Below are 24,479 nucleotides of genomic sequence, written 5' to 3' on the forward strand. Positions count from 1 at the left end.
CTGACCATCTCATTAAACCCGCCTCTTCAGGCGGGTTTTTTATTGCCTGAGATTTCACGGTGAATGCAATCCCTGTAGGAGCGAGCCTGCTCGCGAAAGCGGTGTATCAGTCAGCATCAATGTCGACTGACACGACGCTTTCGCGAGCAGGCTCACTCCTACAGAGTTTTGTGTTTATCCATCGATCGGTGTCAGGCAGCTGGAAAACAGCTGCTGGATCGGCTGTGTGCGCTGGCTATAGCGCTGCAACAGGACGATCTCGCGGTAGAACGTCAACGCCCCCAGCGGAATAATCCGAACCTTCGCCCCATGCTCAAGCCAGAGCCCGGCCTCGGGAAGCAGCGACACCCCCAACCCGCATTCAACCATCTTCACGATGGCTTCCAGCTCATCCAGTTCCAAAGCCACCTGCACATCAATCTGCTGCTCGCGCAAAAACCGCGTCACCAATCGTCCACCGAACGAATTGCGGTCGTAACGCACGTGCGGATGGCTCGCGAGGATCTGCAACGGCTCATCGCCTTCAAGTTCTGCCGGTACGATCAATACAAACGGTTCCTTGCGGATGACCTGCGCTGACAGTTCTTTGGGCAACTCGAACGGTGGCTTGATCAGGATCGCCAGATCCACCTCACCGGTGTCCACCTGACTCAACAGGTTCAGCGACACGCCGGGCACCAGTTTCGGTTCCAGCAACGGTGCCTGTTGCCTCAATCGCAGCAATGCCTGGGGCAGCAGTCCGGTCTGGGCCGTGGCCACCGCGCCTATTTTCAACTCGCCGCGATACTCACTGACATCATCGCTGACCGCCATGCGACTGAAGGTCTCGAGCATTTCCCTGGCCATCGGTAACGCCCGCTGGCCCGCCGCATTGAGCAGCGCTTGACGTCCAGTGCGGTCGAACAAACGAATACCCAGGGCCTGTTCCAGATTGCGAATCTGCGCGCTGACGGCTGACTGGGTCAGGCCAATGTGCATCCCCGCCGCGGCAAAAGTGCCGTAGCGCGTCACCGCAATGAAGGTTTTCAGTTCTCGCAGCATGGCGTTCTCGATTAATCGAAATAATTTGATCTCGATGCAAAAATTATCGTCTTTTAATCAAAAAGCACAGGGCTAAACTCAGTCTGAATCCAGAAAGCCGAGGCACATCCAATGCAACTCTCCCCTTTTCACTTGGCCATCCCGGTCTACGACCTGACGGCCGCGCGCAATTTTTATGGCGAAGTCTTCGGCCTGGAAGAAGGTCGCTCAAGCGATCATTGGGTCGATTTCAATTTTTTCGGCCATCAGCTGGTCATTCACCTGGCGCCGAAAAACGCCTCTCAAGAAGCCGCGCACACCAACGCTGTCGACGGTCATGACGTGCCGGTGCCGCATTTTGGTGTGGTGTTGGGGATGAACGAATGGGAGGCTCTTGCCGAACGCTTGAAAGCCCTCGACACCCGATTCGTCATCGAACCGGGCATTCGCTTTCAGGGATTGGTGGGCGAGCAAGCCACGATGTTTCTGTTCGACCCTTGCGGCAATGCGCTGGAGTTCAAGGCGTTCAAGGACATCACTCAGTTGTTCGCCAAATGATCCGCCCCGCCCCAGATGCCACGACCCTCAGTCAGTCCGTGATCAAGGGTGAGACGACCGCCGCCGTCATCGCCGAAACGGCCCTGGAACGCATTCAGGCGCTGGAGCCGGACATCCGGGCCTTTGTCTCGTTCGATGCCCGAAAAGTACGCACCGATGCTGCGTTGCACGACGGTCGTGGCTTGCTGGCCGGAGTGCCGGTGGGGGTGAAGGATATCTTCGACAGTGCCGACCATCCGACGCAATTTAACTCGCCCATCTATGCCGGCCATCAACCTGCCCGGGATGCCCATGTGGTGACCCTGCTCCGTCAGGCCGGCGCGCTGATCATGGGCAAGACCCACACCACTGAATTTGCGTATATGCACACTGGCCCGACCCGCAACCCGCATGACCTGGACCGCACGCCGGGCAGTTCAAGCGCCGGTTCAGCGGCCGGGATGGCAGCGGATTTCTTTGCTGTGGCGCTGGGCACCCAGACTGCCGGTTCACTGCTGAAACCGGCGTCCTATTGCGGGCTGTTCGCGTTCAAACCTTCGTTTGGACTGGTATCCCTGGAAGGCGTAAAGCCGCTGGCGCCGAGCTTCGACACCGTCGGCTGGTACGGCCGCTCGGTGCGCGATCTGCACTTGGTGGCGCGGGTGTTGATTCCAGGTTTTGCAGTGCCCGAGGTTGAACCACGTCCTCTGCAATTGGGCTTCTATCGCACAGCGCGCTGGGATCAGGTCGACCCCGAGGTGGCCAACGCCCTGGAACAGGCCGTGGACCACTTGCGCAGCGCCGGCCATCAGGTCAACGACGTGCAACTGCCGGATGAATTTGCCGGGGTATTCGACGATCACCTGTTAATCAACGATTGCGAAGGCGCCCGTTCCCTGGCGAAGGAGTTTCAGCAACACCGCGCACTGTTAAGCCCTTCGACGTTGGCAATGTTCGACCGGGCGGCGGCGACAACCTGGGAGCAAGAGTCCGCTGCCAAGGCCCGGTTGGCGGCGCTTGCACCGCGCCTGAATGAATGCTGCCAGCCCTACGACGCCATGCTCGGCCCCTGCTGCGGGATGGTCGCGCCCGTGGGCCTGGAAAGCACCGGGCCATCGGATTTCATCAAGTTCTGGGGCGCGTTCGGCTGGCCGCAGGTGAATATCCCGCTGGTTCGCGCTGAAGGATCGATGCCTATCGGTTTACAGATGATCGGCCGGTTCAGAACTGACGGTTCGTTACTACGGGTGGCCGAACGGGTCGCTGCCGATTTGCTCACTGGTCGCAGTCAATAAGCCCTCTGCCGTCTCGTGGAGCGCAGGATGAAACTCGATCTGATCGATACTGAAGTGGATGTCATAACCGCGATGCACCGTGGCATTGCGCTCTTCGAGTATTTCTTCGATTCGCGCCCTGATCGCGGGAATCTCCACAACGCTTGAGCCGGTCAGCAACGCAACGAATTTGTCGCTGCCCAACCGGCCGATCACGTCGCTCTCGCGAAAGGCTATTCGCAGCACATCAGCGAAGGTTTTCAGGGCATTGTCGCCCTCGGCACGACCATAGAGATAGTTGATGTGCTTGAAGTCATCAATATTGAAGAGCAGCAGCGTCGCTGGCTTTTTCAGCTGTAGGCAGACATCCAGCCCTTGTTGGGCCAGCGCTATAAAACCGTGTCGGTTGGAGAGCAGCGTCAACTCGTCCATGCTCGCCATCTGCACGCCCATCAACTCCTCCTCGGCCTTGCGGGCCAAGTCACGCAGCAGCTCGCGCTCCTGCAGTGGCGTGCGCAACGGGTCGGCGCACGCGCCTGGTTTTACCGGTTTGCCTGGGATCAGCATTACTCACTCCATTGGCGGGTATATTTCTTAGAGTGGCCCATACCCGGTTTGACTCCCTGTTAACAGACCGCCGGTCAACTACCCACGACCGGACATGGCCCTCCCGCGTCTGCCCAGCGTTTGAACTGGGTGACGAAAATGTCGTGCGGCACCGGGACCGGCGCCCTTCCCTGACCTGGATTCCAGCCCCAAAGCACCAATTTGTCGTCGCTGACATGCTTGATCAGCGCGGCGAAATCGCGGTCACCGTTGCTGGAACGGTCCTTGATCATTGCGCACAATTTATCGGCCGGCAGACCGATCCAGGCCATTTTGTGCGCGGCTGGCGGCAGGCTCCAGTGCGGCGCCCCTGGCGGTGCGTGAGCGCCGTAACTGGCTGGCGGATTACTCTCGGCGTGGCAGGTAGCGCAGGGCAAACCCGCCGCGCCCTTGCCGTCCATGCCCCGCACGACGTTCATTGCGTGGGGAATCCCGGCGTCGAATTGCAACGGCGAATCGCCGGGGATATGGCAGTTCTGGCACCGCGGGCTCTGAAAGACCTTTTGCACGGTATCGAACGCCTTGATGGCCTCCTTATCGTCAGCGAGCACGTGCTCGGCGTAGGCGATCAGGCCGATCAACACCACCGCGCCAAGAATCAGATGTCGTCTCATCTCACACTCCCGACAGCTGCAGCGGCAGTTCCCGCAAGCGTTGACCGGTCAGGGCGAACACCGCGTTGGCCACAGCCGGCGCCGTGGGCGGCACACCGGCCTCGCCGATGCCACCGGGTTTGTCGCTGCTGGGCACGATATGCACTTCCACCACCGGCATTTCGTTGAGCCTCAGCACTTGATAGTCGTGGTAATTGGACTGCACCACCTGCCCGTTCTTGAAGGTCAGTTTGCTGTGCAAAGTAAATCCGAGGCCGAAGGTGATGGCCGATTCCATCTGCGCCGCAATGCTCATCGGGTTGACCGCAATGCCGCAATCCACCGCACACACCACCCGGTGTACGCGGATCGTAAGGTTGTCCTGGGACACCTCGGCCACCTGGGCAACATAACTGCCGAAAGACTCATGCACCGCGACACCCAACGCATGGCCGTCCGGCAGTGGCGCCTTCCAGTTGGCTTTCTCGACGGCCAGGTTCAGCACGCCAAGATGCCGTGGATGGTCCTTGAGCAAGGTTCGTCGGTACTCGACCGGGTCCTTGCCGGCCGCCTCTGCCAGTTCGTCGATCAGCGACTCCATCACGAACGCGGTGTGGGTGTGCCCTACCGAACGCAACCAGAGTACGCGGATGCCGGTTTGCGGCGAATGCAGATCGACCTGGTGATTCGCCAACCCCTCAAGGTAGGGACTGTCGGCAACCCCTTCGACAGACGTCTTGTCGATGCCATTCTTGACCATGGTCGCCTCGAATGACGTGCCCGCCATGATCGACTGCCCGACCATCACATGCTTCCAGGCGATCGGCAGGCCGCCAGCATCGAGGCCGATGCGGGCCTGATGGAGGAACGCGGAGCGGTAGTAGCCACCGCGAATGTCATCCTCCCGGGACCAGACGGTTTTCACCGGCGCGCCCGCTGCCTTGGCGACTTCCACGGCTTCTGCAACAAAGTCCGAGGTCGGATTGGCCCGGCGACCGAAACCACCGCCCAGAAACTCGGTATGAATCTCCACCTGCTCGGGTTTGAGCCCGGTGATTTTCCCGGCGACCATCTGATCCAGCGTCTGGAACTGGGTGCCGGTCCAGATTTCGCATTTGTCCTGGGTAATTTTCACGGTGCAGTTGAGCGGTTCCATCGGCGCATGGGCCAGGTACGGCACGCTGTATTCGACATCAATGGTCTTCGCCGCTTTCCCCAGACCCGCCGCGACATCACCGGCCTGACTGGCCGAAGCACCAGGGGTGGCGGCGAGTTTGCGGAAGCTTTCCAGTAGTTTCTGACTGTCGAGCCCGGTGTTTGGCCCCAAGTCCCAATCGACCTTCAACGCATCGCGCCCCAGCTTCGCCGCCCAGTAATGGTCGGCAATCACCGCCACTCCGGTGGGCACCTGCACCACTTTGTGCACGCCCGGGATCGCCAGGGCTTCGGCGCCTTCGAAGGATTTAACGCTGCCACCGAACACCGGCGGGCGCGCGACCATGGCGGTCATCAGGCCGTCGAACTGCACGTCCATGCCGAACTTGGCGCGGCCGGTGATTTTTTCCGGGGTGTCCAGGCGCTTGGTCGGTTTGCCAATGATTTTCCAGTCCTTGGACTCCTTGAGCTTGATCGACGCCGGATCCGGTACCGGCAGCTTTCCGGCGTCATCGGCCAGTTCGCCGTAGGTGGCGCGTTGGTCGCCGGCAATCACTACACCCGATTCGGTGCGAATTTCGGAGGGCGCGACATTGAAGCGCTTGGCCGCCGCGTCGATCAACATCAAACGCGCCGCTGCGCCGGCCCGACGGTAGCGGTCAAACTCCATCCAGGTCGAGGTGGACCCGCCAGTGATTTGCATCCCGCCAAACCCGGCCAGACCATACTCGGCGGCCGAGGCCGGTGCATGTTCGACGCGGATCTTCGACCAGTCGGCGTCCAGTTCTTCGGCGATCAACATGGTCAGGCCGGTCCAGATGCCCTGACCCATTTCCGAATGGCCGAGCAGTATGGTGACGCTGTTGTCATTGCCGATCCGTAAAAATGCATTGGGCGCGAAAACGTTTCCTTCATTCTCCGCACCCAAGGCAAAGCGATGGCCACCGGGGATGACAAACGCCACCACCAGACCACCGCCCAGCACCGCGCTGCCCTTGAGGAAACCGCGGCGTGACAGAGGATTGAGGCTGTTCATTGTGCGGACTCCCGTCAACGTGGCATCAACCTATTTCGGCGGCGCGTTTGACCGCTGCACGGATCCTTGGGTAGGTGCCGCAGCGGCAGATGTTGCCGGAGAGCGCCTGATCGATGTCGCTGTCGGTGGGCTTGGGGATTTTCGCCAGCAACGCGGCGGCCGACATGATCTGCCCGGACTGGCAGTAACCGCACTGCACCACATCGAGTTCGGCCCAGGCTTGCTGCACCGGGTGCGACCCGTCGGTAGACAGGCCTTCGATGGTGAGGATTTTTTGCCCGTTGGCCACCGCTGTGGCGGGCGTGATGCAGGAACGCAGCGGCGCGCCGTCGACGTGCACGGTGCAGGCCCCACACTGGGCGATGCCGCAACCGAATTTGGTGCCGGTCAGGTGCGCGACATCGCGCAGGACCCACAGCAGCGGCATGTCTGCGGGGACATCCAGCGCCTGGTCCTTGCCATTGATGTTGAGGGTCAGCATTGCGAATGTCCTCAGACTCACGGTGTTCTGAAAGGGCTCTCGGGAACCTCGGGTTATCCCTACAGCTAAGCGCAAATTGCCGGGCGAGACAGGTTCATCGACCACCGGTCACACAAAGCCGCCTCAATCGGCTAACGCTGTTCACTTCGGCGCGGGCCCAACATTTGTGGCGAGGGGATTTATCCCCGTTGGGTCGCGAAGCGGGCCCCAGCGTCCATTCAAGCAGACTGAGACTCGCGGATTTACGACTGCTTCGCAGCCGAACGGGGATAAATCCCCTCGCCACAGGTTTCTTGCTCGCCTGAAGATTGTGTTATGCAAACAGCATTAGCCTCAATGGGCGGCCTTTTTCCTGCGGTGGGGGCTTAGAAGTCGGTGGACACCGACAGCTCACGCCACGTCTGCAACTCATCGGCGACGAAGGCGTTCTTGGCTTCGATCGCTGCGACACAGTCGCTGCCCAGCGGTAAGCGCAGCGGGGCTTTTTCCGCTTCTACCAGGGTGATCATGGCCTGGGCGAGCTTGTCCGGATCGCCAGGCTGATTCAGGGTCACGGCCTTGGCCATTTTGCGCACCTCACCCGCCGTACTGCGGTAGTCGGCAATCGAAGCCGGGGATTCGACCAGCGAATTGCCTTCGAGGAATTCGGTACGGAAATAGCCCGGCTCGACAATGGTCACATTGATGCCCAGCGGTGCCAGCTCGGCGTGCAGCGCCTCGCTCAAGCCTTCGACGGCAAATTTAGTGGAGCAATAGACACCGAAGCCCGGCCCCGACCTGTAGCCGCCCACCGATGAGAGATTGATCACATGTCCACGGCGAGCCGCGCGCATGTGCGGCAGAACGGCGCGTGTGACATTCAGCAAGCCGAAGACGTTGGTTTCGTACACGCGTCGCACTTCATCGGCGCTGGCCTCTTCCACCGCACCGAGCACGCCGAAGCCGGCGTTGTTGACCAGCACGTCGATGCGCCCGAAGTGGTCGATGGCCTTCTTGGCGACTGCGATGCCTTGGGCTTCGTTGGTCACATCAAGGGTGGCGGCCAGCAAGCCTGGCTGTTCGCCAAAACGCTGAGTGATGCTGCTGGCGTCACGGGCGGTGGCGACCACGGCGTCACCATTGGCCAGCGCGGCGGCAGCGATCTTCGCGCCGATACCGCGAGAAGCACCAGTGATGAGCCAGACACGTTTGAAGTTTTGGTTGGTGGTCATGATCGCGAATCCTTGTAGGCAGTTGGGGTAAGCACAAGGTACGCAGGAACATTGGTCGGAAAAATGCCCTCGTGTTACAAGCACTATGAAACGCTCTTTCATAATGGCTCCGATATGAATCACGACCCGTTTGATGGTTTGACCGAGTTTCTCGCGGTCGCCGAGCACAAAAGCTTCACCCTGGCCGCGACTCGGCTAGCCGTGACGCCCACCGCCGTCAGCCATGCGATCAAACTGCTGGAACGCCGCACCGGCGTGCTGCTGTTTCAGCGCACCACACGCCGAGTGGCGCTGACCGAAGCCGGCGCCAGTCTGTTTGCCCGCTTGCGTCCGGCGGCCAGTGAAATCGATGAAGCGCTGGCGGTGCTCAGCAGTTTCCGCGATCAGCCCATGGGCACACTGCGACTCACGGCACCGCGATTGTCCGGGGCTTTATTAATGGAGCCGCTGATTCCGCTGTTCCGCGAGGCCTACCCGCAAGTCACTCTCGATATTTCCCTGGACGACGCCACGGTCGACCTGATGGCCGGCGGTTTCGATGCCGGGATTCGTCTGGGAGAGTCGATTGAAAAAGACATGATCGCGGTACGCCTGACACCTGACCTGCAATGGTCGGTGGTGGGCTCCCCGGCGTACTTCACCAAGGCTGGCAAACCGGTCGTCCCGGAAGACCTGACCCGGCATCAATGCATCGGCTTTCGCTTCTCGACCTCCGGCAGCGCGCATCGCTGGGAGTTTCGCCGCGAGGATCGGGACTTCACCGTGGGCGTCGAGGGCGGCGTGATCGTCAACGACCGCAGGTTGTTGGTGGCGGCCGCACGCAGCGGTTCAGGCCTGGCCTACGCCTGTGATCTGGAGATTGCCGACGAGTTGGCGGATGGACGCCTGGAGCGGGTACTGCAACCCTTCGTGCCACTCAGCTCGGCGTTGTACCTGTACTTCCCCAGCCGCACCCAGACGCAGCCGAAACTGCGGGCCTTTATTGATTTGGCCACCCGGTGGATTGCTGAAAAAGGAGGCCTGGGCCGTCGCTGAACCGTCGCCGTCAGGCCACGGCATCGACCAGTCCTTTGCCCAGCCGATGCCGCGCCAGAAGACGCATCACACTGCATCAAGGTTGTTTCACGTAAGCCGCGCTGTACTTCTGATACTCGCCAAAACCTGTCACTTCTGCGGCGCCGTTGAGCAACTGCAGGCGAAACAGCGGATCGCCCTGCGGGTCCAGTGCGATGACGAGGTTGCCGGCGAGCAATGGGTACTGATGATGGACTTCAACGGGTGGATCCTTGAGCTGAAAAATGCTCAGGTTGATGTCCGCCATCTCGGGGCCGTTGTCGATCCCCGGCAATACTTTGAGGGTCAATTCGCCGACACGCCGATCCTGGACATTGTTCACGAGGTAGCGCCCTTCTCGCTGACTGTCCGCTACCCGCTCAAGTTTTTGCGCGGCGACCTTGAACGCGGTCGGCCGCACATCGATGCTTAATTGACGAGAGCCGTTGATCCACGTGCCGGTCTGGCGGCCCTGCTCGTTCGGCGTGCCTTCGACGAACCAGTTGCCGATCATCTGACCGTCGTCGTCCAGTTCACGCAGAACAATACCGCCATCCTCGTAGGTATTGCCCACCAGCCGGATCGGTTTACCGCTGCCGGTCTTGCTGTAGCGAACTTCGCCAACATAGACATCACCCTGAAGTTGCCACCACAGCTCAACGGGGATCTTGTTATCCAGGGTGCCGCGCAACATGACGGGCGCTTCACCGAAGGGCCCCTCGAGGCGACGATGCTCCGTCCACTGGCCGGAATTCAATTCACGATCGGTAACGTCCACATAGCCAGAAGGCATGAACGGGTTGGCTTGCGACGGCTTTTGCACCACCTCTATTTTCTCGGCCACCTTCACAGGCCGATTGTCCTGAATTTGCCAGGTTGCGCTCTGACGCCAACAGCAACCGCTTTTGGACTGCGTGTGCAAGGTTTTGGTGACCGGGTCGATCTCGAACATGCCCAGATTTGCGTCACGGGTCAGTGCGGAAAAAGGCTTGCTCAACACGAGCGTCGGGCGTTCGGGATCGAACAGGTAGATGTCGTAGGAAGGACCGCCATAGCCCGCGTCATTGCCATTGCGTACGGCAAGATCTTGCTGCCCGTCGAAATTGAAATCGCGGAACAACAGCAGACTCTGATCGGCATACGCAAGGTTGCGGTCGAACTCCGAAGCTTTGCGGCCTGGCTTGAACAAGGCGAACGCTTCGGCTGATTCGATGCGCTGAAGCACCTGCCCGCCGGCCCTTTTGCGCAACGTAATCAGCGCGGGAGCGCCGTCGAAAGTCTGGGTGGGCGGCTGGGCAAACAGCACGTCAATGACGTATTTCTTCGCGGGGTCCGTGAGGTGATACGTATGCGGTTCGGCGCTCACCGCAGCGGCGGCCAGCAGACCGGAAACAGCCAACAAACGAGGAATAACCATGATGCAGTGCGTCCTTGCGGCAAACCAGGTCCGCAGTCTAGCGGTTATCGGGGCATGCCGACATTGTTGATTCCGTCGCCAAAGGAAACTCTTTCAACTTGTCGATCTACGGTACGGCCAGACGACCCGAGGCTGACTACGCTGAAAGTCCAGCCTGAGAAATCCGTAGAGGAGCGACACCATGCACCGCGTACAAAAACTCACGCCCTGCCTGTGGTTCGACGATCACGCCGAGGAGGCCGCAAAGTTCTACTGTGCAATCTTCGATCATTCGAAAATCACCGCCACTACCTACTACGGCAAGGCCGGTCAGGAGATCCACGGCAGGCCCGAAGGCTCGGTGATGACGGTCAGCTTCGAACTGGACGGGCAGAGTTTTACCGGCCTCAACGGTGGTCCCGTTTTCACGTTCAATGAAGCGGTTTCATTTCAAGTCAATTGCCATACTCAGGAAGAAGTCGACCACTTCTGGGGGCGCCTGTCCGCGGGCGGACCCACTGAGGCCCAGCAATGCGGCTGGCTCAAGGACAAATTCGGCGTGTCCTGGCAGATCGTGCCGGTGGCCCTGATGGACATGATGAAAGACCCCGACACGGCGAAATCACAACGCGCCATGACGGCAATGTTGCAGATGAAAAAACTCGATATCGCTGCACTGCAACGAGCCTTTGACGGCGAGAGCTAATACACTTCGAGGCTGACCTGCCGAGGACGCTGACCATGAAGCCCGCCGTTGCCAAAGACGCTGACAAAGCCCCGCGCTTCTGGCGCGACGACGCCCTGCCCTTCATCGAAGCCCGCTCCATCGCCGACGGCCGCGAGGTCTGTTACACCCGGCATTCTCACGAGCACTTTTCCATCGGCGCGATCACGGCCGGGAGCAGTACCTACCTCCACGAGCAATCGGAATTCCAGGTCAGTGCCGGCACCGTGGTGCTGATGAATCCCGGTGATGTCCACGCCTGCAATCCCATCGATGACCAACCGTGGTCGTACCTGATGCTGTACGTCGAGACACCCTGGCTGACCGATTTGCAGCACCAGCTCGGTTTCAGCCAGGACCTGGCGTTTCGCCGGTTTTCCATCACCCACACGCACGACAGCGAGCTGTTCGCCGGCCTGAAGGGTTTGTACGACGTGCTGGTCGATGCGCAGCAAGACGTGTTGCGCAAGCAAAGCGCGGCCGTGGAGTTTTTCACCGACGTACAGCAGCGGCTCAATCCGATCGATCAACCGTTGCGCGAGCCCAATTTCAAACTGGAACGGGCGGCCGATTACATCCGCGACCACTGCACGCACCTGCTCAAGCTCGAAGACATTTGCGAGGCGGCCCAGCTATCACCGTCTTACTTGATCCGTGCGTTCAAGCAGCATTACGGCATGACGCCCCACGCCTTTCTGGTCAACCGGCGCATCCAGTTCGCCCGCGATCAGCTGCGCAGCGGCAAGCTGATCGCCGATGTGGCGCTCGAAGCCGGGTTTGCCGATCAGGCGCATTTTCAGCGAGCGTTCAAGCAACATCTGGCAGCGACACCGGGGCAGTATCGCGGCTAAAACAACAGGTACATTGCGCTCGCCGCCAGCAACAACGCCATGCTCCGATTGAACAGGCGCATGCCCGCCGGGTTACTCAGATAGCCACGTAGAAACGTCCCGGCATAAGCCCAGCAGCCGACAGACAGGTAGCAAATCACCAGATACACCGCCGCAAACTGCCAGACCAGCCGCGCCTCGCCATCCGCCACAAACGCGCCCATGCCGGCCACGCAAGCCAGCCAGGCTTTCGGGTTGAGCCACTGCATAACCGCGCCATACAACATCGACGGCGCACGGCCTGACTCCTTCGCATCCAGATGCCCATTGTCGGCGGCTAACTTGAAGGCCATGTACAACAGGAACGCCACACCCGCCCATTGCACCACCTGCGTCAGCGCCGGCCATCGCTGCAACACCTCATGCAGCCCTAATCCCATCAACACCAACAACAGAACGAAACCCAACGTCGCCCCGGCTACATGCCGTTGACTGGCGCGAAAACCAAACTGCGCGCCGGAACTCAACGCCACGATATTCACCGGCCCTGGGGTTATCGAGGCCACCAATGCAAACGCCGCCATCGAGATAATCAGACTCATCACAGACCTTCTTCAATTCAGTTGAACGAGGCCTCAAGGTAAAGAGCGATCTGATGGCTGTATTGAACAAAACACCCCTCACCTGTACCGCGACCAACGTCCACCACTGTATGGGTCAAGCCACCCCACGCCTGTGATAAAAATACCGCTCCTGCTTTTGGAGCCCCGTCATGGACCTCGCCACCCTCACCTTGTTTCTACCGGCCTGCTTCGCCCTGAACATGGCACCCGGGCCGAACAACTTGTTGTCGGTCAGCAATTCGACCCGCTACGGCTATCGCATCGCCTGTGTCGCCGGGATCGGTCGGCTGCTCGCGTTCGCCGGCATGATCGCCCTCGCGTCGGCGGGGCTGGCGGTGGTGCTGCAAACGTCGGAATTGTTGTTCTACGGGATCAAGATTCTGGGGGCGGCGTATCTGCTTTACCTCGCCTGGCAATTGTGGCGCGCCGATCCCGGGGCGGAAAACGCGGTGGCGGGCGCGCCGGTGGGAATGCTGGCGTTGGCGCGGCAGGAGTTCCTGGTGGCGGCCGGCAATCCGAAAGCGATCCTGATCTTCACCGCGTTCCTGCCCCAGTTCGTCGACTCGACCCAAGCCGTATCGCCGCAATTCGCCGTGTTGGGCGCGTTGTTCCTGGTCCTGGAATGGATCGCCATCGGCGCCTACGCCTACATGGGCCTGCACATGCGCCGCTGGTTCGCCGAACCCCGGGGCAAGCGGCTATTCAATCGTTGCTGCGCGGGATTGTTGTCGGCGGCGGCTTCGGTGTTGCTGATGGCGCGGCGGGCTTGAACCCCATCTCTAAACTGTGGGAGAGGCACAATCAAATGTGGGAGCGAGCTTGCTCGCGATAGCGGTGGCACATCCAACATCAATGTGGCTGAAGAATCGCTATCGTCGGAACGCCGCCCGGACCAAGCTCGCTCCCACAGTAGATTGTTGTTGAACACGAATTTGTGTACTACTTGGCCACACCCCAACTCACCACACGCCCTCAATGAACCTGAACGTTGTCTACGCCCTTGGCGCTGCCGCTCTTTTTGGCGCGAGTACGCCATTGGCCAAGTTGCTGGGCCTGGACCTTTCGCCGATTCTTTTGGCCGGATTGTTGTACCTGGGCAGCGGTCTGGGCCTGACGCTCGTCAGACTGTTGCGCGACCGAGGCTGGCAGCCCAGCGGCCTGAAATCGTCGGAGTGGCCATGGCTGATCGGTGCCATCGCTTTTGGCGGCGTGCTCGGGCCGGTGGCGCTGATGTTCGGTTTGACCCTGACCTCCGGCGCCACGGCCTCGCTGATGCTCAACCTCGAATCGGTATTGACCGCCGTCCTGGCCTGGGTGGTTTTCAAGGAGAACGCTGACCGGCGCATCGTCGCCGGAATGCTGGCAATCGTCGCCGGTGGCTTGCTGTTGGCCTGGCCCCAGGGCCCGGCGCAGTCACAGGGCTGGGTCGGTCCGTTGGCGGTAGCGCTGGCCTGCGTGTGCTGGGCGATCGATAACAACCTGACGCGCAAGGTATCGGCCTCCGATGCGCTGTTTATTGCCGGCATCAAGGGGGTGGTCGCCGGGTCGGTGAACTGTGCTCTGGCGCTGTTGCTCGGCGCAAAACTGCCGCACATGACAGTTCTGGGGCCTACGTTGATCGTCGGTTTCCTGGGGTATGGCATCAGCCTGGTGTTGTTCGTGCTGGCACTGCGCGGCCTGGGCACTGCGCGTACCGGCGCCTACTTTTCCACGGCACCATTCCTCGGCGCGGCAATCGCCATCCTGCTGCTGAATGAACCCGTCACGCTGACGTTTTGGGCCGCTTCGCTGTTGATGGGCCTTGGGGTATGGATTCACCTCAAGGAACGTCATGTCCATGAACATCAACATGAGGCGCTCAAGCATGCTCATCGCCACGTGCATGACGAGCATCATCAACATGAACATTCGTTCCAGTGGGACGGAACCGAGCCCCACAGTCACGAACATGAACACACGCCGCTGCGCCACAGCCATCCACATTTTCCGGACATCCATCACCGACATAACCATTAGGCAGCCTTCATGACGAATGACAGGAATTCCCTGTCGATTTTCCGGTGGAGGCGCTGGGCAACGCGTCTTATGCTCACCTCATGAACCTACAAAACGCTTTGCTTCCGCCCCACGCCGAGATGGTTCGCGCCATGCTCGAACGAGACACCGCCTACGAGGGGGTGTTCTTTACCGCGGTCAAAACCACCGGCATCTTCTGTCGCCCCAGTTGCACGGCGCGCAAGCCGAAACCGGAGAATGTCGAGTTCTTCGCCCATGCCGATGAGTGCATGTCCGCGGGCTATCGCGCCTGTCTGCGCTGCAAGCCGCTGGACGCGGCGGCCATCGCGCCGGACTGGGTGCAGAAGCTGCTCAAATCGGTGGATGCCGACCGCGACCAGCGCTGGACCGATGCCCAGTTGCTGGCCGAAGGCATCGAGCCGCTGAAACTGCGCCGCTGGTTCAAGCAGCATTTCGGCATGACCTTTCACGCCTGGCTGCGCACCCGACGCCTGGGCATGGCGTTGGGCGGGATCAAACAGGGCGATTCCATCGACAACGCCGCATTCGACTCGGGCTACGAGTCCCTGAGCGGGTTTCGCGATGCGTTTCAAAAGTCTTTCAATATCACACCGGGCCGCGTCGCCAACAGCGAGCCGCTGCTGTTCACTCGCCTGACCACGCCGCTGGGGCCGATGATCGCCATGGCTGAACGCCGTGGCCTGGTGCTGCTGGAGTTTCTTGATCGGCCAGCGCTGACTAAGGAAGTCGAAGAACTGCAGAATCGGTACGGCTATGCGGTCGCGCCAGGGCATAACGCGCATTTGCAGCAGATTGAAGCCGAACTGACGCAGTATTTCGCCGGCAAACTCACTGACTTCAACGTTCCACTACACTTGCCTGGCAGCGATTTCGCCCGACAGGTCTGGGCCGAACTGGCGAAGATCCCGTATGGCCAGACCAGCACCTACGGCGCCATTGCGGCGTTATTGGGCAAGCCCGGCGCCAGTCGCGCCGTCGGCCTGGCCAATGGGCATAACCGTCTTTCGATTGTCGTGCCCTGTCACCGGGTGATCGGCGCCGACGGCTCGCTGACCGGCTATGGTGGAGGACAACCGCGCAAGGCGTTCTTGCTCAGGCTGGAAAAAGCGGCGGTGCAGATCACGCAACAACTCGCATTCTGATTACTTGCAGGTTTCTCAAAAAGTCATAAGGAAGGGCATTCGATGAACACGCTCGACAATCAATTTCACCAGTTGCACCAGGATGGCCTGCTGATTCTCACCAACGTCGGCGATGCCGCCGGGGCGCGCATCGTGGAGCAGCTTGGTAGCAAAGCCGTTGCCACCAGCAGCGCGGCGGTGGCTTGGGCTCACGGTTATCCGGATGGCAATGCCCTGCCCCTTGAGCGCCTGATTTCAACTGTCGAGTCCATCGCACGGGTGATCTCGGTGCCATTGACCGTGGACATCGAGGCCGGCTACTCCGATGACCTGACGCGGGTTGCCGAAGTGATTGATGCGGTGATTGCCGCCGGGGCCGTCGGGATCAATATCGAAGACGGTGCGTCCCCGCCCGAGCTGCTGGTGCGCAAGATCGAAATCGCTCGGCAGGTTGCCAGTCGCCGAAATGTGAAGCTGTTCATCAACGCACGCACCGATGTGTACCTCAAAAATCTGGTGCCCGCCGAAGACCGCGTGGCCGAGACGCTCAGGCGCGCCGCGTTGTATCAGGCCGCCGGTGCCGATGGTTTGTTCGCCGCTGGCGTCACGGCAGAGTACGAGATCGCTGCGCTGTGCCAGGGCACCACGCTGCCGGTGAACGTGCTCGGGCTCCCCGGTTTGCCGTCGCCTGAAGAGCTGAAAGCGCTCGGCGTACGCCGTTTGAGCGCGGGTTCACGCATCGCCGAGTTTCTTTATGGCGCCATGAGCGCACTGGCCAAGAGCTTTCTGGAAACAGGGACACTCGACAGCCGTGATCTGAAGGCCTTCACCTATGGCGAAGTGAACGCTCTGCTGGCGCCGTCCGGGAAAGCTTGACCCCATGCCCGACGCCTATCTGCCCGCTACCGAGTTTCTATCGTCCATCGATGAGGACTGGCGCCGCCACATCGCCGCCATCGGCCCTTGCCTGCATCAGCCCCACGCGGCTCGTGATCCTTATGAGTCGCTGGTGCGGGCGATTGCCTACCAGCAACTGCATGCAAAGGCCGGGGATGCGATTGTCGGTCGGCTGCTGGCGTTGTTTGGGACGGGCGCGTTCCCGAGGCCTGAACAGATTGTCGCGACCGAGTTCGATCAACTGCGCAGTTGCGGGTTTTCCGCCAGCAAGATCGCGACCATTCAGGGCATTGCCCAAGCGGCGCTGGACGGAGTTGTGCCGGATTACGCCACGGCACTCGCCATGGAAGATGAGGCGCTGATCGAGCGGTTGATCACCCTGCGTGGGGTTGGGCGCTGGACGGTTGAGATGTTGCTGATCTACAGCCTGGAACGGCCGGATATTTTGCCGGCCGATGACTTTGGCGTGCGTGAGGGGTATCGGCGGATGAAGGGGCTGGAGGTGCAACCGACGCGCAAGCAAATGGTGGAGATTGGATTGGCGTGGAGTCCGTTTCGGACGGTGGCGGCGTGGTATTTGTGGCGGATGACAGGCAAGTAGACCGCGTTATCGTTCTTCGCGAGCAAGCCCGCTCCCACAGGGGATCCCGGGAGTTCACAAATCCAATGTGGGAGCGAGCTTGCTCGCGAAGGCGACTTCACATTCACCCCATCACCCAAAGCCGATCACAACCCCGACTTCAACCGACTGAACGCTCGAATCAAAGCCCGGTTAAACGCCGTGCCATTGTCATTCTTGCTATACAACGAAGCCCTCACCTCAGCCGACGGATACGTCCCCGGGTCGTTGCGAATCGCCGGATCAATCAAGCCGTCCGCCGCCGTAATCGCATTGGCGTAATGGATGGTGTCCGTGATCGGCGCAATCACCTCCGGCGTCATCAGATAATCCATCAATGCCAGCCCCGCCTGAGGATGAGGCGCATCCTTGGGAATGACCATCGCGTCGAACCAGATCAACGTGCCCTCCTTCGGTATCCGATAACTCAGCTTGAACGGCTTGTTCGCAGCCTCGGCCTGTCCGGCGGCAATGGCCACGTTGCCGTTCCACGACATGGCGACGCAGGTGTTGCCATTAGCGAGATCGCTGATGTTCAGGTCATTGTCGAAGTAGCGGATGTAGGGCCGGATCTTCGCCAGTTGCTGTTCGGCCCGCTTCAGGTCATCGAGGTTTTGACGGTTGATGTCCAGGCCCATGTACTTCATGACCGCGGCGAAAACTTCGTTGGGATCGTTGAGCAAACTGACCCCGCAATCGGCAAATTTCGACACCACCGCCGGGTCGAACAGCATCGCCCAACTGTCCCGTGGTGCGTCGGGCAGGCGCTGCTTGATTGCCTGTTCCTGATAGCCGACGCCGGTGGTGCCCCAGGCGTAGATCCCGGCGTACCGATTGCCCGGATCGAACACCGCCATGTGCTGGCGGAACTCGTCACCCACACCGGCAAAATGCGGCAACTGTTGCGGGTTCAGGGTTTGAATCGCACCGCTCTGGATCGCCCGGGACAAATGCTGGCCGGCGGTCAGCACCAGGTCATAGCCGCTGCGACCCGTGAGCAGTTTGGTCTCTACGGTTTCCAGGGAGTCGAAGTGGTCGGCCACCACGTGGATGCCGGTTTTCTTCTCGAAATTGGTCAGGGTATCGGGGGCCAGGTACTCGCCCCAGATGTACAGGTTGACCACCGGTTTAGCGGTGTCGGCGGCCTGCACACACAGGGGTGCGAGCACCAGCAGTAATGCTTGAGTCAGTTTGTGCAGGCCCATGTTCAAACTCCCTTTTTGTTGCAGGCATTGCCTGCGTACTGCGGCATGGTGATGCAGGCGACATTGCCGCCGCCGAGGAGGATCTCCCGAGAGTTTTCGATACCGACGATTGTGTGCTGCGGGAACAGTTCGGCGAGGGTCGCCTGTGCGGCCTGATCGTTGCGATCACCAAACAAAGGCACCACGATCGAGGAATTGCCAGCGTAATAGTTGATATACGACGCGCAGATTTTCGTACCGGCCTGACGGGTGTGCGTGCTGTCTTGCTGATCCAGGCCTTCGGCTTCTTCAGCGGTCCATTCCAGCACGTCCGGTTGCGGCAGCTTGTGCACGATCAACTCGCGACCACGGCTGTCGCGGGTGCTGCGCAGAATGTCGTAGGCCTCCTGGTAGATTTCCCATTGCGGGTCATCACGATTGTCGGTCCATTGCAGCACCACTTCACCGGGGCGCACGAAGCAGGCGAGATCGTCGACATGGCCGTCGGTTTCGTCGAACTTGCAGCCCCGTGGCAACCAGATGATTTGCTCGGCACCGAGATAGTCGGTCAGTCGGCGGGTGACTTCTTCCTTGCCCAAATGCTGGTTGCGATTGCGGTTGAGCAGGCATTGCTCGGTGGTCAGAATGCTGCCCTGGCCGTCGCTCTGGATACCACCCAGTTCAGCAATCAGCGGTGCGCGGTAGCGGTCGAAGCGTTCGATTTCGAGGATTTTGCTGGCGATTTGATCGTCCTTGTCCCACGGGTAGTACAAGCCGCCATCGAGGCCGCCGTAGGCGTTGAACTCGAAGTCCACTCCGCGCACCTCACCGCTGTCGTCGTTGACCACAAAGCATGGGCCACTGTCGCGGAACCAGGTGTCGTTGCAGGTCATTTCCACCACCCGCACTTGAGGCGGCAATTGGCGGCGAGCGGTGGCGAACTGCGCGGCGGAGGCGCACACGGTGACCGGTTCGCTCCGGGAGATGGCGGTGACGATCTGCACCCAGACTTTCTGCGCAGGCTTGGCGCCATTGCGCCACACGTCGGTGCGCTCCGGCCAGCCGAGCCAGCAACCGGACTTGGTTTCGAATTCGCCAGGCAGGCGGAAGCCATCGAGTTTGGGGGTGGAGTCGAGCAAACGTGCCATGGTCAGACCTCATCGGCGGGGATTGGAATGACCACAGGCTACGGTCGCCAGCGCCCTCCTCGCCAACGATGATTATTTCGGAATACTTGAATTCAACTCATCAATCGATCAGCTGATCGTTGAACCATTCCAGCATCTGCGCCACGGCCGGGCGCTCCAGTCTCACTCGCTCACACACCAGCGCATATTGGCCGAGTGCAGTCATGCTGGAGGTGAACGGCCGGACCAGACGACCGCTGAGCAAATCCTCTTGCGCGGTCAAGTTATCGCCCATGGCCACACCCTGGCCTTGAGCCGCCGCTTCCAGCGCCAAACCGGCGTGGGCGAAATACAGCTGCCGTTCGGGGCGCTGATCACCGGCATGGCTGGTGAGCCAGGCGGTCCAGGTCTTGCCGTCCTGATCGTCATGCAGCAGGCAGTGACGCGCCAGATCCTTCGGCGTTTTCAAGGTGCCCTGGTTGAACAGACCGGGGCTGCACACCGGGAAGAACTGCAACGCCGGCAAGGGCCGGACAAAGTAGGCACTGCTGTCCACCGGACCGGTACCGTAGGTGATTGCCAGGTCGATGTCTTCGCCCGGCGCCGTGGCGTCGATCGGTTGTTCGTAGAGGTGCAAGGTGATGTGCGGATAGCGCGCGTAGAAATCCGTCAGGCGACTCATCAACCACTTTTGCGCCAGCTCGGCAGTCACCGCCAGGCGCAACACCGCCAGCGATGACGGGTCACGCAGTTCATCGCAAGCATCACCGATCAGTTCGAAGGCCTGCTGCAGGCTTTGCATCAGGCGCCCGGCGGCCATCGTCGGGCGAATCTGCCGGCCTTCACGGATGAACAGCGTCACGCCCAATTGCTCTTCAAGCTGGCGAATCTGATGGCTGACCGCGCTGTCGGTGACGCACAACTCCGCTGCCGCCCGGCCGAAATGGGCGTGACGGGCGGCGCATTCGAAAGTTCTGAGTGCGGCCAGGGAGGGTAGTCGTCGCATGAATAGAGCCCCGATTTCAAGGCGCCCATGCTGCCTTGGCCATTAGCAGGCGTCCAGCAGGACCGAGTTATCGTTCATCGCGAGCAAGCTCGCTCCCACATTTGATCTTCAGTGAACTCAGTATTTGTGTAAAACAATGATCCCCTGTGGGAGCGAGCCTGCTCGCGAAGGGGGCTGCACAGCCACCGCATATCCGACGCTATCACCCGCCCTTATCCACCATGACTTCCCCCCAGACCCGGCGCATGTTGGTGCCTCAATTGGAGGGATTCGCCATGCTCAACGCACTCAAACAGATCAACTCAACCTCAGCCTTCAACCGCTGGGCCGGTTTTGAAGTCACCCGCGCAGAAAGCGGCGAAGCCGAGCTCACGATGGCTTTTCGCGAGAGCGATATGGCGCAGTACGCAGGCTTTCTGCACGCCGGACTGATCGGCGCGCTGCTCGACACAGCCTGCGGATTCGCAGCCGGAACGGTCGCCGGCAACGTGCTGGCTTCACATTTCTCAGTGAACTGCCTGGCACCCGCCATCGGCGAAGTGTTCATCGCTCGGGGTCAGGTGGTGAAGGCTGGCAAGAAGCAAGTGTTCGCCCGCGCCGAGTTGTTCGCACAAACCGGTGATCAACTGAAACTGGTGGCGACCGGCGATGCGATTCTCGTACCGGTCGAGGGGCGCTGAAGGTCTAGGCTGTCTTGGGTAAGTTCCAGACCCGTCGGAGGTTCCCATGCAGCTCGAAGGTTCCTGCCATTGCGGCGCAGTGTCGTTCAGTTTGACCAGCGCCCATCCCTACCCGTATCAGCGCTGCTACTGCTCGATCTGCCGCAAGACTCAGGGCGGTGGCGGTTATGCGATCAACCTCGGTGGCGATGCCGGCAGCCTGAAGGTGCGCGGTCGCAAGCACATCGCGATTTATCACGCACGACTCAAGGACGAAGGCGATAAACGCGCCCACAGCAGCACCGCCGAGCGGCATTTCTGTTCTCTGTGTGGCTCAGGCTTGTGGCTGTTCAGCCCGGAATGGCCGGAGCTGATTCACCCGTTTGCCTCTGCCATCGACACTCCACTGCCGTTGCCACCGGAGCACACGCACTTGATGCTCGGTTCCAAGGCGCCGTGGGTGGAAGTCGAGGCGCATCCTGGGGATCAGCAGTTCGACGTCTATCCCGAAGAATCCATCGCCGAGTGGCATGAGCGCTTGGGTTTGAGCCGCTAAGCTGGTTCACAGTCAACGATCAGTGGAGTGTTTCGACGGTGTTGGCTGGGCAGATTGTGTACACCTTTTAAAAGATCGTCCGAACGCGGCCCGAACCTTCGGCAGTTCCTACAGGGTGTACGACATGCCAATGTAGGAGCTGTCGAGTGAAACGAGGCTGCGATCTTTTGATCTTCACGCCACAGCCGGGACACCGCTGTGGAAACGAAACTCCACGTCCGGCGACTCGATCAGCTCCTGCTCGGCGGCGCGGACCTTGTCGATCACTTGCGCGATGTCCTTGGCGTCACCGTACTGATAGGCCAGTTTCAGGTAACCCTGGAAATGCCGGGCCTCGCTTTTCAGCAGGCCAAAGTAGAACTTGCCCAGTTCTTCGTCCAGATGCGGAACCAGCGCTTCGAAACGTTCGCAGCTGCGGGCTTCGATAAACGCGCCGACCACCAGGGTGTCCACCAGTTTGACCGGCTCGTGGCTGCGCACCACTTTGCGCAGGCCCGAGGCGTAGCGCCCGGCGGACAGCTGACGCAGCCCGATCTTGCGCTTTTTCATCAAGCGCATGACCTGTTCGTGGTGCACCAGCTCTTCCCGGGCCAGACGCGACATCAGGTTGATCAGATCGACGTGGGAGTGATACTTGGCAATCAGGCTCAACGCGGTACTGGCGGCCTTGAATTCGCAGTTCTTGTGATCGATCAGCAAGGTTTCCTGATCGGCCAGCGCGGCTTGAACCCAGCCATCGGGGGTGCGGCAGCCGAGGAACTCGTGAATTTCGGGAAGGATCATGGGGCTCACGGATAAGAGGTTCAAAATCGAAGGGCGCCGATTATACCGGCCTGCCGGCAGACCACCAGTCGCGACCGTTGATATACATCAAGTCCCGAAAGGCCAACCAGCAACTATAGTTGTCCAACGCAGTATTTTTTACTTCATGGAGATCCCGATCATGCAAGCCATTCGCAGCATTCTGGTGGTCCTCGAACCTGAACACTCGGAAAGCCTGGCGCTCAAACGGGCCAAGCTGATTGCTGGCGTGACCCAGGCTCATCTGCATCTGCTGGTCTGCGACCGCAAGCATGACCACAGCGGCATGTTGGGCGTGCTCAAGGCCGCGCTGATCGAGGACGGCTACAGCGTCACCACCGAGCAGGCGTGGAACGAAAGCCTGCACGAAACCATCGTCGATGTGCAGCAGGCTGAAGGCTGCGGACTGGTGGTCAAGCAACATTACCCCGACAGTCCGCTGAAAAAAGCCCTGCTGACCCCGGCGGACTGGAAACTGCTGCGTTACTGCCCGACGCCGGTGCTGTTGGTCAAAACCTCGAAACCCTGGACTGGCGGCGTCATTCTGGCGGCGATCGATGTCGGTAGTACCGATGGTGAACACCGCACCTTGCACGCGTGTATTGTCGATCACGGTTACGACATCGCCAGCCTGGCCAAGGCCCATTTGCACGTGGTCAGTGCCCACCCGTCGCCGATGCTGTCGGCGGCCGACCCCACGTTGCAGCTCAGCGAAACCATCGAGGCGCGCTATCGCGAACAGTGCAAGGCGTTTCAAGCCGAGTTCGACATTGATGACGAGCACCTGCATATCGAGGAAGGTCCGGCGGATGTGTTGATTCCGTTCATGGTCCACAAGCTGCAAGCGGCGGTGACGGTAATCGGTACCGTGGCGCGCTCCGGGTTGTCAGGGGCGTTGATCGGGAATACGGCGGAGGTGGTGCTGGATGCGGTGGAGAGCGATGTGTTGGTGCTGAAGCCGGATGCGATCATGGATCATCTGGAGGAGATCGTGACTCAGCATTGAGATTTGCGGTGCGATAGATCGCTATCGCGAGCAAGCTCGCTCCCACAGGGGATTTGTGAACGCCACAGATCCAATGTGGGAGCGAGCTTGCTCGCGATGGCGTTCCGACGATGCTTTTAGCCGCCGAAGGCGTCCCGGAGAAAGCCGGGGGCAATGTAGCGCTGGTAATGCGCCTCGGAGAGCAAAAAGAACTCCCGATCAATAGCATCGCGCAGTTCCGGCAGGTTCCAGTCGCGGAACTCCGGCATCAGCACCATTCCGTAGGCTTCCAGGTTGTTGATGACCCGCGCGCCCCGCGCGATCAACTGATACGCCCAGCAATATTCCGACTGATGCGGCACAAAGCGGATCTTGCGCTGCTCCAGCTGCAGGCGCAGGCGCTGGGGATCGAAAACTTCAAGCTTGCTGGCCATCACCTGGGACAGCAGCAGCTCAAGACGCAGCCACACCGCGCGTTTTTCCTCCTCGTTGTAACCATTCCAGCTGATCACTTCATGGTGGAAACGCTTGCAGCCACGGCACACCAAATCACCGTAAACAGTGGAGCAGAGGCCGACGCAGGGGGTCTTGATGGTCTGATTGGGCATAGGTAGGGAAAGCACGGGAAAGCAGAACAGGTCGGCATGTTAGCCCTTTGTCTAACATTCATCACCCCTCAAAGTTCAGAGCCTAACTTACCTTTCCATTTTTTTTGCCGTAGAATCAGCCAGCCTTTTAAGGCGCCAATGTCCGTTAGAAGCTGTTTTCAAAGCGTCACGAGCACAGTCGTTCCTTCAGAGCGGTGTTGGCGAAGGGTTTTTCCAGCGGGGAAAAGCCCAACGCCAACCCTCATCAGCTCCCCGTTCTGCAGGCGTAAAACTTTGAAAGCAGCTTCTGTAAGGAATTGTCGGTAATTCTGGCTAAGTGGCCCACAACGCCACGCAGCGC

26 protein-coding genes are annotated in these 24,479 nt (G+C 60.2%); 13 read left to right on the forward strand and 13 right to left on the reverse strand.

The window, feature by feature from the left end:
• Nucleotides 1-174: 174 nt before the first annotated feature.
• Nucleotides 175-1,041 carry a LysR family transcriptional regulator gene (locus VD17_RS04310; RefSeq protein WP_046052823.1) on the reverse strand — a complete coding sequence of 289 codons (867 nt, stop codon included), beginning with the start codon at nucleotides 1,039-1,041 and terminating at the stop codon, nucleotides 175-177.
• Nucleotides 1,042-1,152: 111 nt separating this feature from the next.
• Here VD17_RS04310 and VD17_RS04315 point away from each other — a divergent pair, with 111 nt between their 5' ends.
• Complete coding sequence (locus VD17_RS04315; protein WP_046052824.1) at nucleotides 1,153-1,578, forward strand: VOC family protein; 426 nt, start codon at nucleotides 1,153-1,155, stop codon at nucleotides 1,576-1,578.
• Entirely contained in the window at nucleotides 1,575-2,852 is a 1,278-nt protein-coding gene (locus VD17_RS04320) for an amidase (RefSeq protein ID WP_046052825.1), read from the forward strand. Before VD17_RS04315 ends, VD17_RS04320 begins: the two co-directional genes overlap by 4 nt.
• Here the strand turns inward: VD17_RS04320 and VD17_RS04325 are convergent.
• The 5 genes from VD17_RS04325 to VD17_RS04345 all read right to left on the reverse strand — a co-directional run bounded on the left by VD17_RS04325 (nucleotide 2,799) and on the right by VD17_RS04345 (nucleotide 7,913).
• On the reverse strand, nucleotides 2,799-3,398 hold the full coding sequence (locus tag VD17_RS04325; protein WP_046052826.1) for a GGDEF domain-containing protein: 600 nt from the start codon (nucleotides 3,396-3,398) through the stop codon (nucleotides 2,799-2,801). The genes VD17_RS04320 and VD17_RS04325 overlap by 54 nt on opposite strands.
• Before the next feature lie 74 nt (nucleotides 3,399-3,472).
• The gene (locus VD17_RS04330; protein ID WP_046052827.1) at nucleotides 3,473-4,051 is read right to left on the reverse strand and encodes a hypothetical protein; all 579 of its coding nucleotides are present in this window, start codon (nucleotides 4,049-4,051) and stop codon (nucleotides 3,473-3,475) included.
• A gap of 1 nt (nucleotide 4,052) precedes the next feature.
• On the reverse strand, nucleotides 4,053-6,221 hold the full coding sequence (locus VD17_RS04335; protein WP_046052828.1) for a xanthine dehydrogenase family protein molybdopterin-binding subunit: 2,169 nt from the start codon (nucleotides 6,219-6,221) through the stop codon (nucleotides 4,053-4,055).
• A gap of 25 nt (nucleotides 6,222-6,246) precedes the next feature.
• Nucleotides 6,247-6,702: a (2Fe-2S)-binding protein gene (locus tag VD17_RS04340; RefSeq protein ID WP_046052829.1), complete on the reverse strand. Its 456-nt coding sequence runs from the start codon at nucleotides 6,700-6,702 to the stop codon at nucleotides 6,247-6,249.
• Between the two features lie 365 nt (nucleotides 6,703-7,067).
• Nucleotides 7,068-7,913 carry an oxidoreductase gene (locus VD17_RS04345; RefSeq protein ID WP_046052830.1) on the reverse strand — a complete coding sequence of 282 codons (846 nt, stop codon included), beginning with the start codon at nucleotides 7,911-7,913 and terminating at the stop codon, nucleotides 7,068-7,070.
• Between the two features lie 114 nt (nucleotides 7,914-8,027).
• Here VD17_RS04345 and VD17_RS04350 point away from each other — a divergent pair, with 114 nt between their 5' ends.
• Nucleotides 8,028-8,948 carry a LysR family transcriptional regulator gene (locus VD17_RS04350; RefSeq protein WP_046052852.1) on the forward strand — a complete coding sequence of 307 codons (921 nt, stop codon included), beginning with the start codon at nucleotides 8,028-8,030 and terminating at the stop codon, nucleotides 8,946-8,948.
• 76 nt (nucleotides 8,949-9,024) lie between these two features.
• Here the strand turns inward: VD17_RS04350 and VD17_RS04355 are convergent, their stop codons facing one another.
• Entirely contained in the window at nucleotides 9,025-10,383 is a 1,359-nt protein-coding gene (locus VD17_RS04355) for an XAC2610-related protein (protein WP_046052831.1), read from the reverse strand.
• 181 nt (nucleotides 10,384-10,564) lie between these two features.
• Here VD17_RS04355 and VD17_RS04360 point away from each other — a divergent pair, with 181 nt between their 5' ends.
• On the forward strand, nucleotides 10,565-11,068 hold the full coding sequence (locus VD17_RS04360; protein ID WP_046052832.1) for a VOC family protein: 504 nt from the start codon (nucleotides 10,565-10,567) through the stop codon (nucleotides 11,066-11,068).
• Between the two features lie 35 nt (nucleotides 11,069-11,103).
• Entirely contained in the window at nucleotides 11,104-11,937 is an 834-nt protein-coding gene (locus VD17_RS04365; protein WP_046052833.1) for an AraC family transcriptional regulator, read from the forward strand.
• Here VD17_RS04365 and VD17_RS04370 read toward each other — a convergent pair.
• Nucleotides 11,934-12,518, reverse strand: coding sequence for a LysE family translocator (locus tag VD17_RS04370; protein ID WP_046052834.1), 585 nt, complete (start codon nucleotides 12,516-12,518; stop codon nucleotides 11,934-11,936). The two genes, VD17_RS04365 and VD17_RS04370, sit on opposite strands and share 4 nt — an antisense overlap.
• A gap of 170 nt (nucleotides 12,519-12,688) precedes the next feature.
• Here VD17_RS04370 and VD17_RS04375 point away from each other — a divergent pair, with 170 nt between their 5' ends.
• The 5 genes from VD17_RS04375 (at nucleotide 12,689) to VD17_RS04395 (ending at nucleotide 17,195) form a co-directional block, all read left to right on the forward strand.
• Nucleotides 12,689-13,309 (forward strand): LysE family translocator, encoded by a 621-nt coding sequence (locus tag VD17_RS04375; RefSeq protein ID WP_046052835.1) that lies wholly within the window; start codon nucleotides 12,689-12,691, stop codon nucleotides 13,307-13,309.
• 205 nt (nucleotides 13,310-13,514) lie between these two features.
• Nucleotides 13,515-14,555: a DMT family transporter gene (locus VD17_RS04380; RefSeq protein WP_046052836.1), complete on the forward strand. Its 1,041-nt coding sequence runs from the start codon at nucleotides 13,515-13,517 to the stop codon at nucleotides 14,553-14,555.
• Between the two features lie 80 nt (nucleotides 14,556-14,635).
• A complete protein-coding gene (locus tag VD17_RS04385) occupies nucleotides 14,636-15,718 on the forward strand; it encodes a bifunctional transcriptional activator/DNA repair enzyme AdaA (RefSeq protein ID WP_046052853.1) in 1,083 nt (360 codons plus the stop codon).
• Nucleotides 15,719-15,760: 42 nt separating this feature from the next.
• On the forward strand, nucleotides 15,761-16,573 hold the full coding sequence (locus tag VD17_RS04390) for an isocitrate lyase/PEP mutase family protein (RefSeq protein WP_046052837.1): 813 nt from the start codon (nucleotides 15,761-15,763) through the stop codon (nucleotides 16,571-16,573).
• Nucleotides 16,574-16,577: 4 nt separating this feature from the next.
• Nucleotides 16,578-17,195 carry a DNA-3-methyladenine glycosylase family protein gene (locus tag VD17_RS04395; RefSeq protein ID WP_046052838.1) on the forward strand — a complete coding sequence of 206 codons (618 nt, stop codon included), beginning with the start codon at nucleotides 16,578-16,580 and terminating at the stop codon, nucleotides 17,193-17,195.
• A 125-nt stretch (nucleotides 17,196-17,320) separates the two neighbouring features.
• On the opposite strand, the gene VD17_RS04400 is transcribed toward VD17_RS04395, so the two are convergent.
• The 3 genes from VD17_RS04400 to VD17_RS04410 form a co-directional block, all read right to left on the reverse strand.
• Nucleotides 17,321-18,418: an extracellular solute-binding protein gene (locus tag VD17_RS04400; RefSeq protein ID WP_046052839.1), complete on the reverse strand. Its 1,098-nt coding sequence runs from the start codon at nucleotides 18,416-18,418 to the stop codon at nucleotides 17,321-17,323.
• 2 nt (nucleotides 18,419-18,420) lie between these two features.
• A complete protein-coding gene (aguA, locus tag VD17_RS04405) occupies nucleotides 18,421-19,545 on the reverse strand; it encodes an agmatine deiminase (protein ID WP_046052840.1) in 1,125 nt (374 codons plus the stop codon).
• A 100-nt stretch (nucleotides 19,546-19,645) separates the two neighbouring features.
• A complete protein-coding gene (locus VD17_RS04410) occupies nucleotides 19,646-20,530 on the reverse strand; it encodes a LysR substrate-binding domain-containing protein (protein ID WP_033054579.1) in 885 nt (294 codons plus the stop codon).
• Nucleotides 20,531-20,805: 275 nt separating this feature from the next.
• Here VD17_RS04410 and VD17_RS04415 point away from each other — a divergent pair, with 275 nt between their 5' ends.
• Together VD17_RS04415 and VD17_RS04420 are read left to right on the forward strand one after the other, a co-directional pair.
• Complete coding sequence (locus VD17_RS04415; protein WP_033054578.1) at nucleotides 20,806-21,210, forward strand: PaaI family thioesterase; 405 nt, start codon at nucleotides 20,806-20,808, stop codon at nucleotides 21,208-21,210.
• Nucleotides 21,211-21,256: 46 nt separating this feature from the next.
• Nucleotides 21,257-21,745, forward strand: coding sequence for a GFA family protein (locus VD17_RS04420; protein ID WP_046052841.1), 489 nt, complete (start codon nucleotides 21,257-21,259; stop codon nucleotides 21,743-21,745).
• A 174-nt stretch (nucleotides 21,746-21,919) separates the two neighbouring features.
• On the opposite strand, the gene VD17_RS04425 is transcribed toward VD17_RS04420, so the two are convergent.
• Entirely contained in the window at nucleotides 21,920-22,528 is a 609-nt protein-coding gene (locus VD17_RS04425) for a tRNA-(ms[2]io[6]A)-hydroxylase (protein ID WP_046052842.1), read from the reverse strand.
• A gap of 160 nt (nucleotides 22,529-22,688) precedes the next feature.
• Between VD17_RS04425 and VD17_RS04430 the strand changes: the two genes are divergently transcribed.
• On the forward strand, nucleotides 22,689-23,552 hold the full coding sequence (locus tag VD17_RS04430) for a universal stress protein (protein WP_046052843.1): 864 nt from the start codon (nucleotides 22,689-22,691) through the stop codon (nucleotides 23,550-23,552).
• A gap of 116 nt (nucleotides 23,553-23,668) precedes the next feature.
• Here the strand turns inward: VD17_RS04430 and VD17_RS04435 are convergent, their stop codons facing one another.
• Nucleotides 23,669-24,139 (reverse strand): DUF1289 domain-containing protein, encoded by a 471-nt coding sequence (locus VD17_RS04435; RefSeq protein WP_046052844.1) that lies wholly within the window; start codon nucleotides 24,137-24,139, stop codon nucleotides 23,669-23,671.
• Nucleotides 24,140-24,479 lie beyond the last annotated feature (340 nt).

The organism is Pseudomonas fluorescens (genome assembly GCF_000968015.1).
Lineage (GTDB): Bacteria > Pseudomonadota > Gammaproteobacteria > Pseudomonadales > Pseudomonadaceae > Aquipseudomonas > Aquipseudomonas fluorescens_W.

What these genes read in the sequence shown, in the direction of transcription:
- VD17_RS04310 (WP_046052823.1), bottom strand. Translation starts at nt 1,041, where the DNA reads ATGCTGCGAGAACTGAAAACCTTCATTGCGGTGACGCGCTACGGCACT.
- VD17_RS04315 (WP_046052824.1), top strand. Translation starts at nt 1,153, where the DNA reads ATGCAACTCTCCCCTTTTCACTTGGCCATCCCGGTCTACGACCTGACG.
- VD17_RS04320 (WP_046052825.1), top strand. Translation starts at nt 1,575, where the DNA reads ATGATCCGCCCCGCCCCAGATGCCACGACCCTCAGTCAGTCCGTGATC.
- VD17_RS04325 (WP_046052826.1), bottom strand. Translation starts at nt 3,398, where the DNA reads ATGCTGATCCCAGGCAAACCGGTAAAACCAGGCGCGTGCGCCGACCCG.
- VD17_RS04330 (WP_046052827.1), bottom strand. Translation starts at nt 4,051, where the DNA reads ATGAGACGACATCTGATTCTTGGCGCGGTGGTGTTGATCGGCCTGATC.
- VD17_RS04335 (WP_046052828.1), bottom strand. Translation starts at nt 6,221, where the DNA reads ATGAACAGCCTCAATCCTCTGTCACGCCGCGGTTTCCTCAAGGGCAGC.
- VD17_RS04340 (WP_046052829.1), bottom strand. Translation starts at nt 6,702, where the DNA reads ATGCTGACCCTCAACATCAATGGCAAGGACCAGGCGCTGGATGTCCCC.
- VD17_RS04345 (WP_046052830.1), bottom strand. Translation starts at nt 7,913, where the DNA reads ATGACCACCAACCAAAACTTCAAACGTGTCTGGCTCATCACTGGTGCT.
- VD17_RS04350 (WP_046052852.1), top strand. Translation starts at nt 8,028, where the DNA reads ATGAATCACGACCCGTTTGATGGTTTGACCGAGTTTCTCGCGGTCGCC.
- VD17_RS04355 (WP_046052831.1), bottom strand. Translation starts at nt 10,383, where the DNA reads ATGGTTATTCCTCGTTTGTTGGCTGTTTCCGGTCTGCTGGCCGCCGCT.
- VD17_RS04360 (WP_046052832.1), top strand. Translation starts at nt 10,565, where the DNA reads ATGCACCGCGTACAAAAACTCACGCCCTGCCTGTGGTTCGACGATCAC.
- VD17_RS04365 (WP_046052833.1), top strand. Translation starts at nt 11,104, where the DNA reads ATGAAGCCCGCCGTTGCCAAAGACGCTGACAAAGCCCCGCGCTTCTGG.
- VD17_RS04370 (WP_046052834.1), bottom strand. Translation starts at nt 12,518, where the DNA reads ATGAGTCTGATTATCTCGATGGCGGCGTTTGCATTGGTGGCCTCGATA.
- VD17_RS04375 (WP_046052835.1), top strand. Translation starts at nt 12,689, where the DNA reads ATGGACCTCGCCACCCTCACCTTGTTTCTACCGGCCTGCTTCGCCCTG.
- VD17_RS04380 (WP_046052836.1), top strand. Translation starts at nt 13,515, where the DNA reads ATGAACCTGAACGTTGTCTACGCCCTTGGCGCTGCCGCTCTTTTTGGC.
- VD17_RS04385 (WP_046052853.1), top strand. Translation starts at nt 14,636, where the DNA reads ATGAACCTACAAAACGCTTTGCTTCCGCCCCACGCCGAGATGGTTCGC.
- VD17_RS04390 (WP_046052837.1), top strand. Translation starts at nt 15,761, where the DNA reads ATGAACACGCTCGACAATCAATTTCACCAGTTGCACCAGGATGGCCTG.
- VD17_RS04395 (WP_046052838.1), top strand. Translation starts at nt 16,578, where the DNA reads ATGCCCGACGCCTATCTGCCCGCTACCGAGTTTCTATCGTCCATCGAT.
- VD17_RS04400 (WP_046052839.1), bottom strand. Translation starts at nt 18,418, where the DNA reads ATGGGCCTGCACAAACTGACTCAAGCATTACTGCTGGTGCTCGCACCC.
- aguA (WP_046052840.1), bottom strand. Translation starts at nt 19,545, where the DNA reads ATGGCACGTTTGCTCGACTCCACCCCCAAACTCGATGGCTTCCGCCTG.
- VD17_RS04410 (WP_033054579.1), bottom strand. Translation starts at nt 20,530, where the DNA reads ATGCGACGACTACCCTCCCTGGCCGCACTCAGAACTTTCGAATGCGCC.
- VD17_RS04415 (WP_033054578.1), top strand. Translation starts at nt 20,806, where the DNA reads ATGCTCAACGCACTCAAACAGATCAACTCAACCTCAGCCTTCAACCGC.
- VD17_RS04420 (WP_046052841.1), top strand. Translation starts at nt 21,257, where the DNA reads ATGCAGCTCGAAGGTTCCTGCCATTGCGGCGCAGTGTCGTTCAGTTTG.
- VD17_RS04425 (WP_046052842.1), bottom strand. Translation starts at nt 22,528, where the DNA reads ATGATCCTTCCCGAAATTCACGAGTTCCTCGGCTGCCGCACCCCCGAT.
- VD17_RS04430 (WP_046052843.1), top strand. Translation starts at nt 22,689, where the DNA reads ATGCAAGCCATTCGCAGCATTCTGGTGGTCCTCGAACCTGAACACTCG.
- VD17_RS04435 (WP_046052844.1), bottom strand. Translation starts at nt 24,139, where the DNA reads ATGCCCAATCAGACCATCAAGACCCCCTGCGTCGGCCTCTGCTCCACT.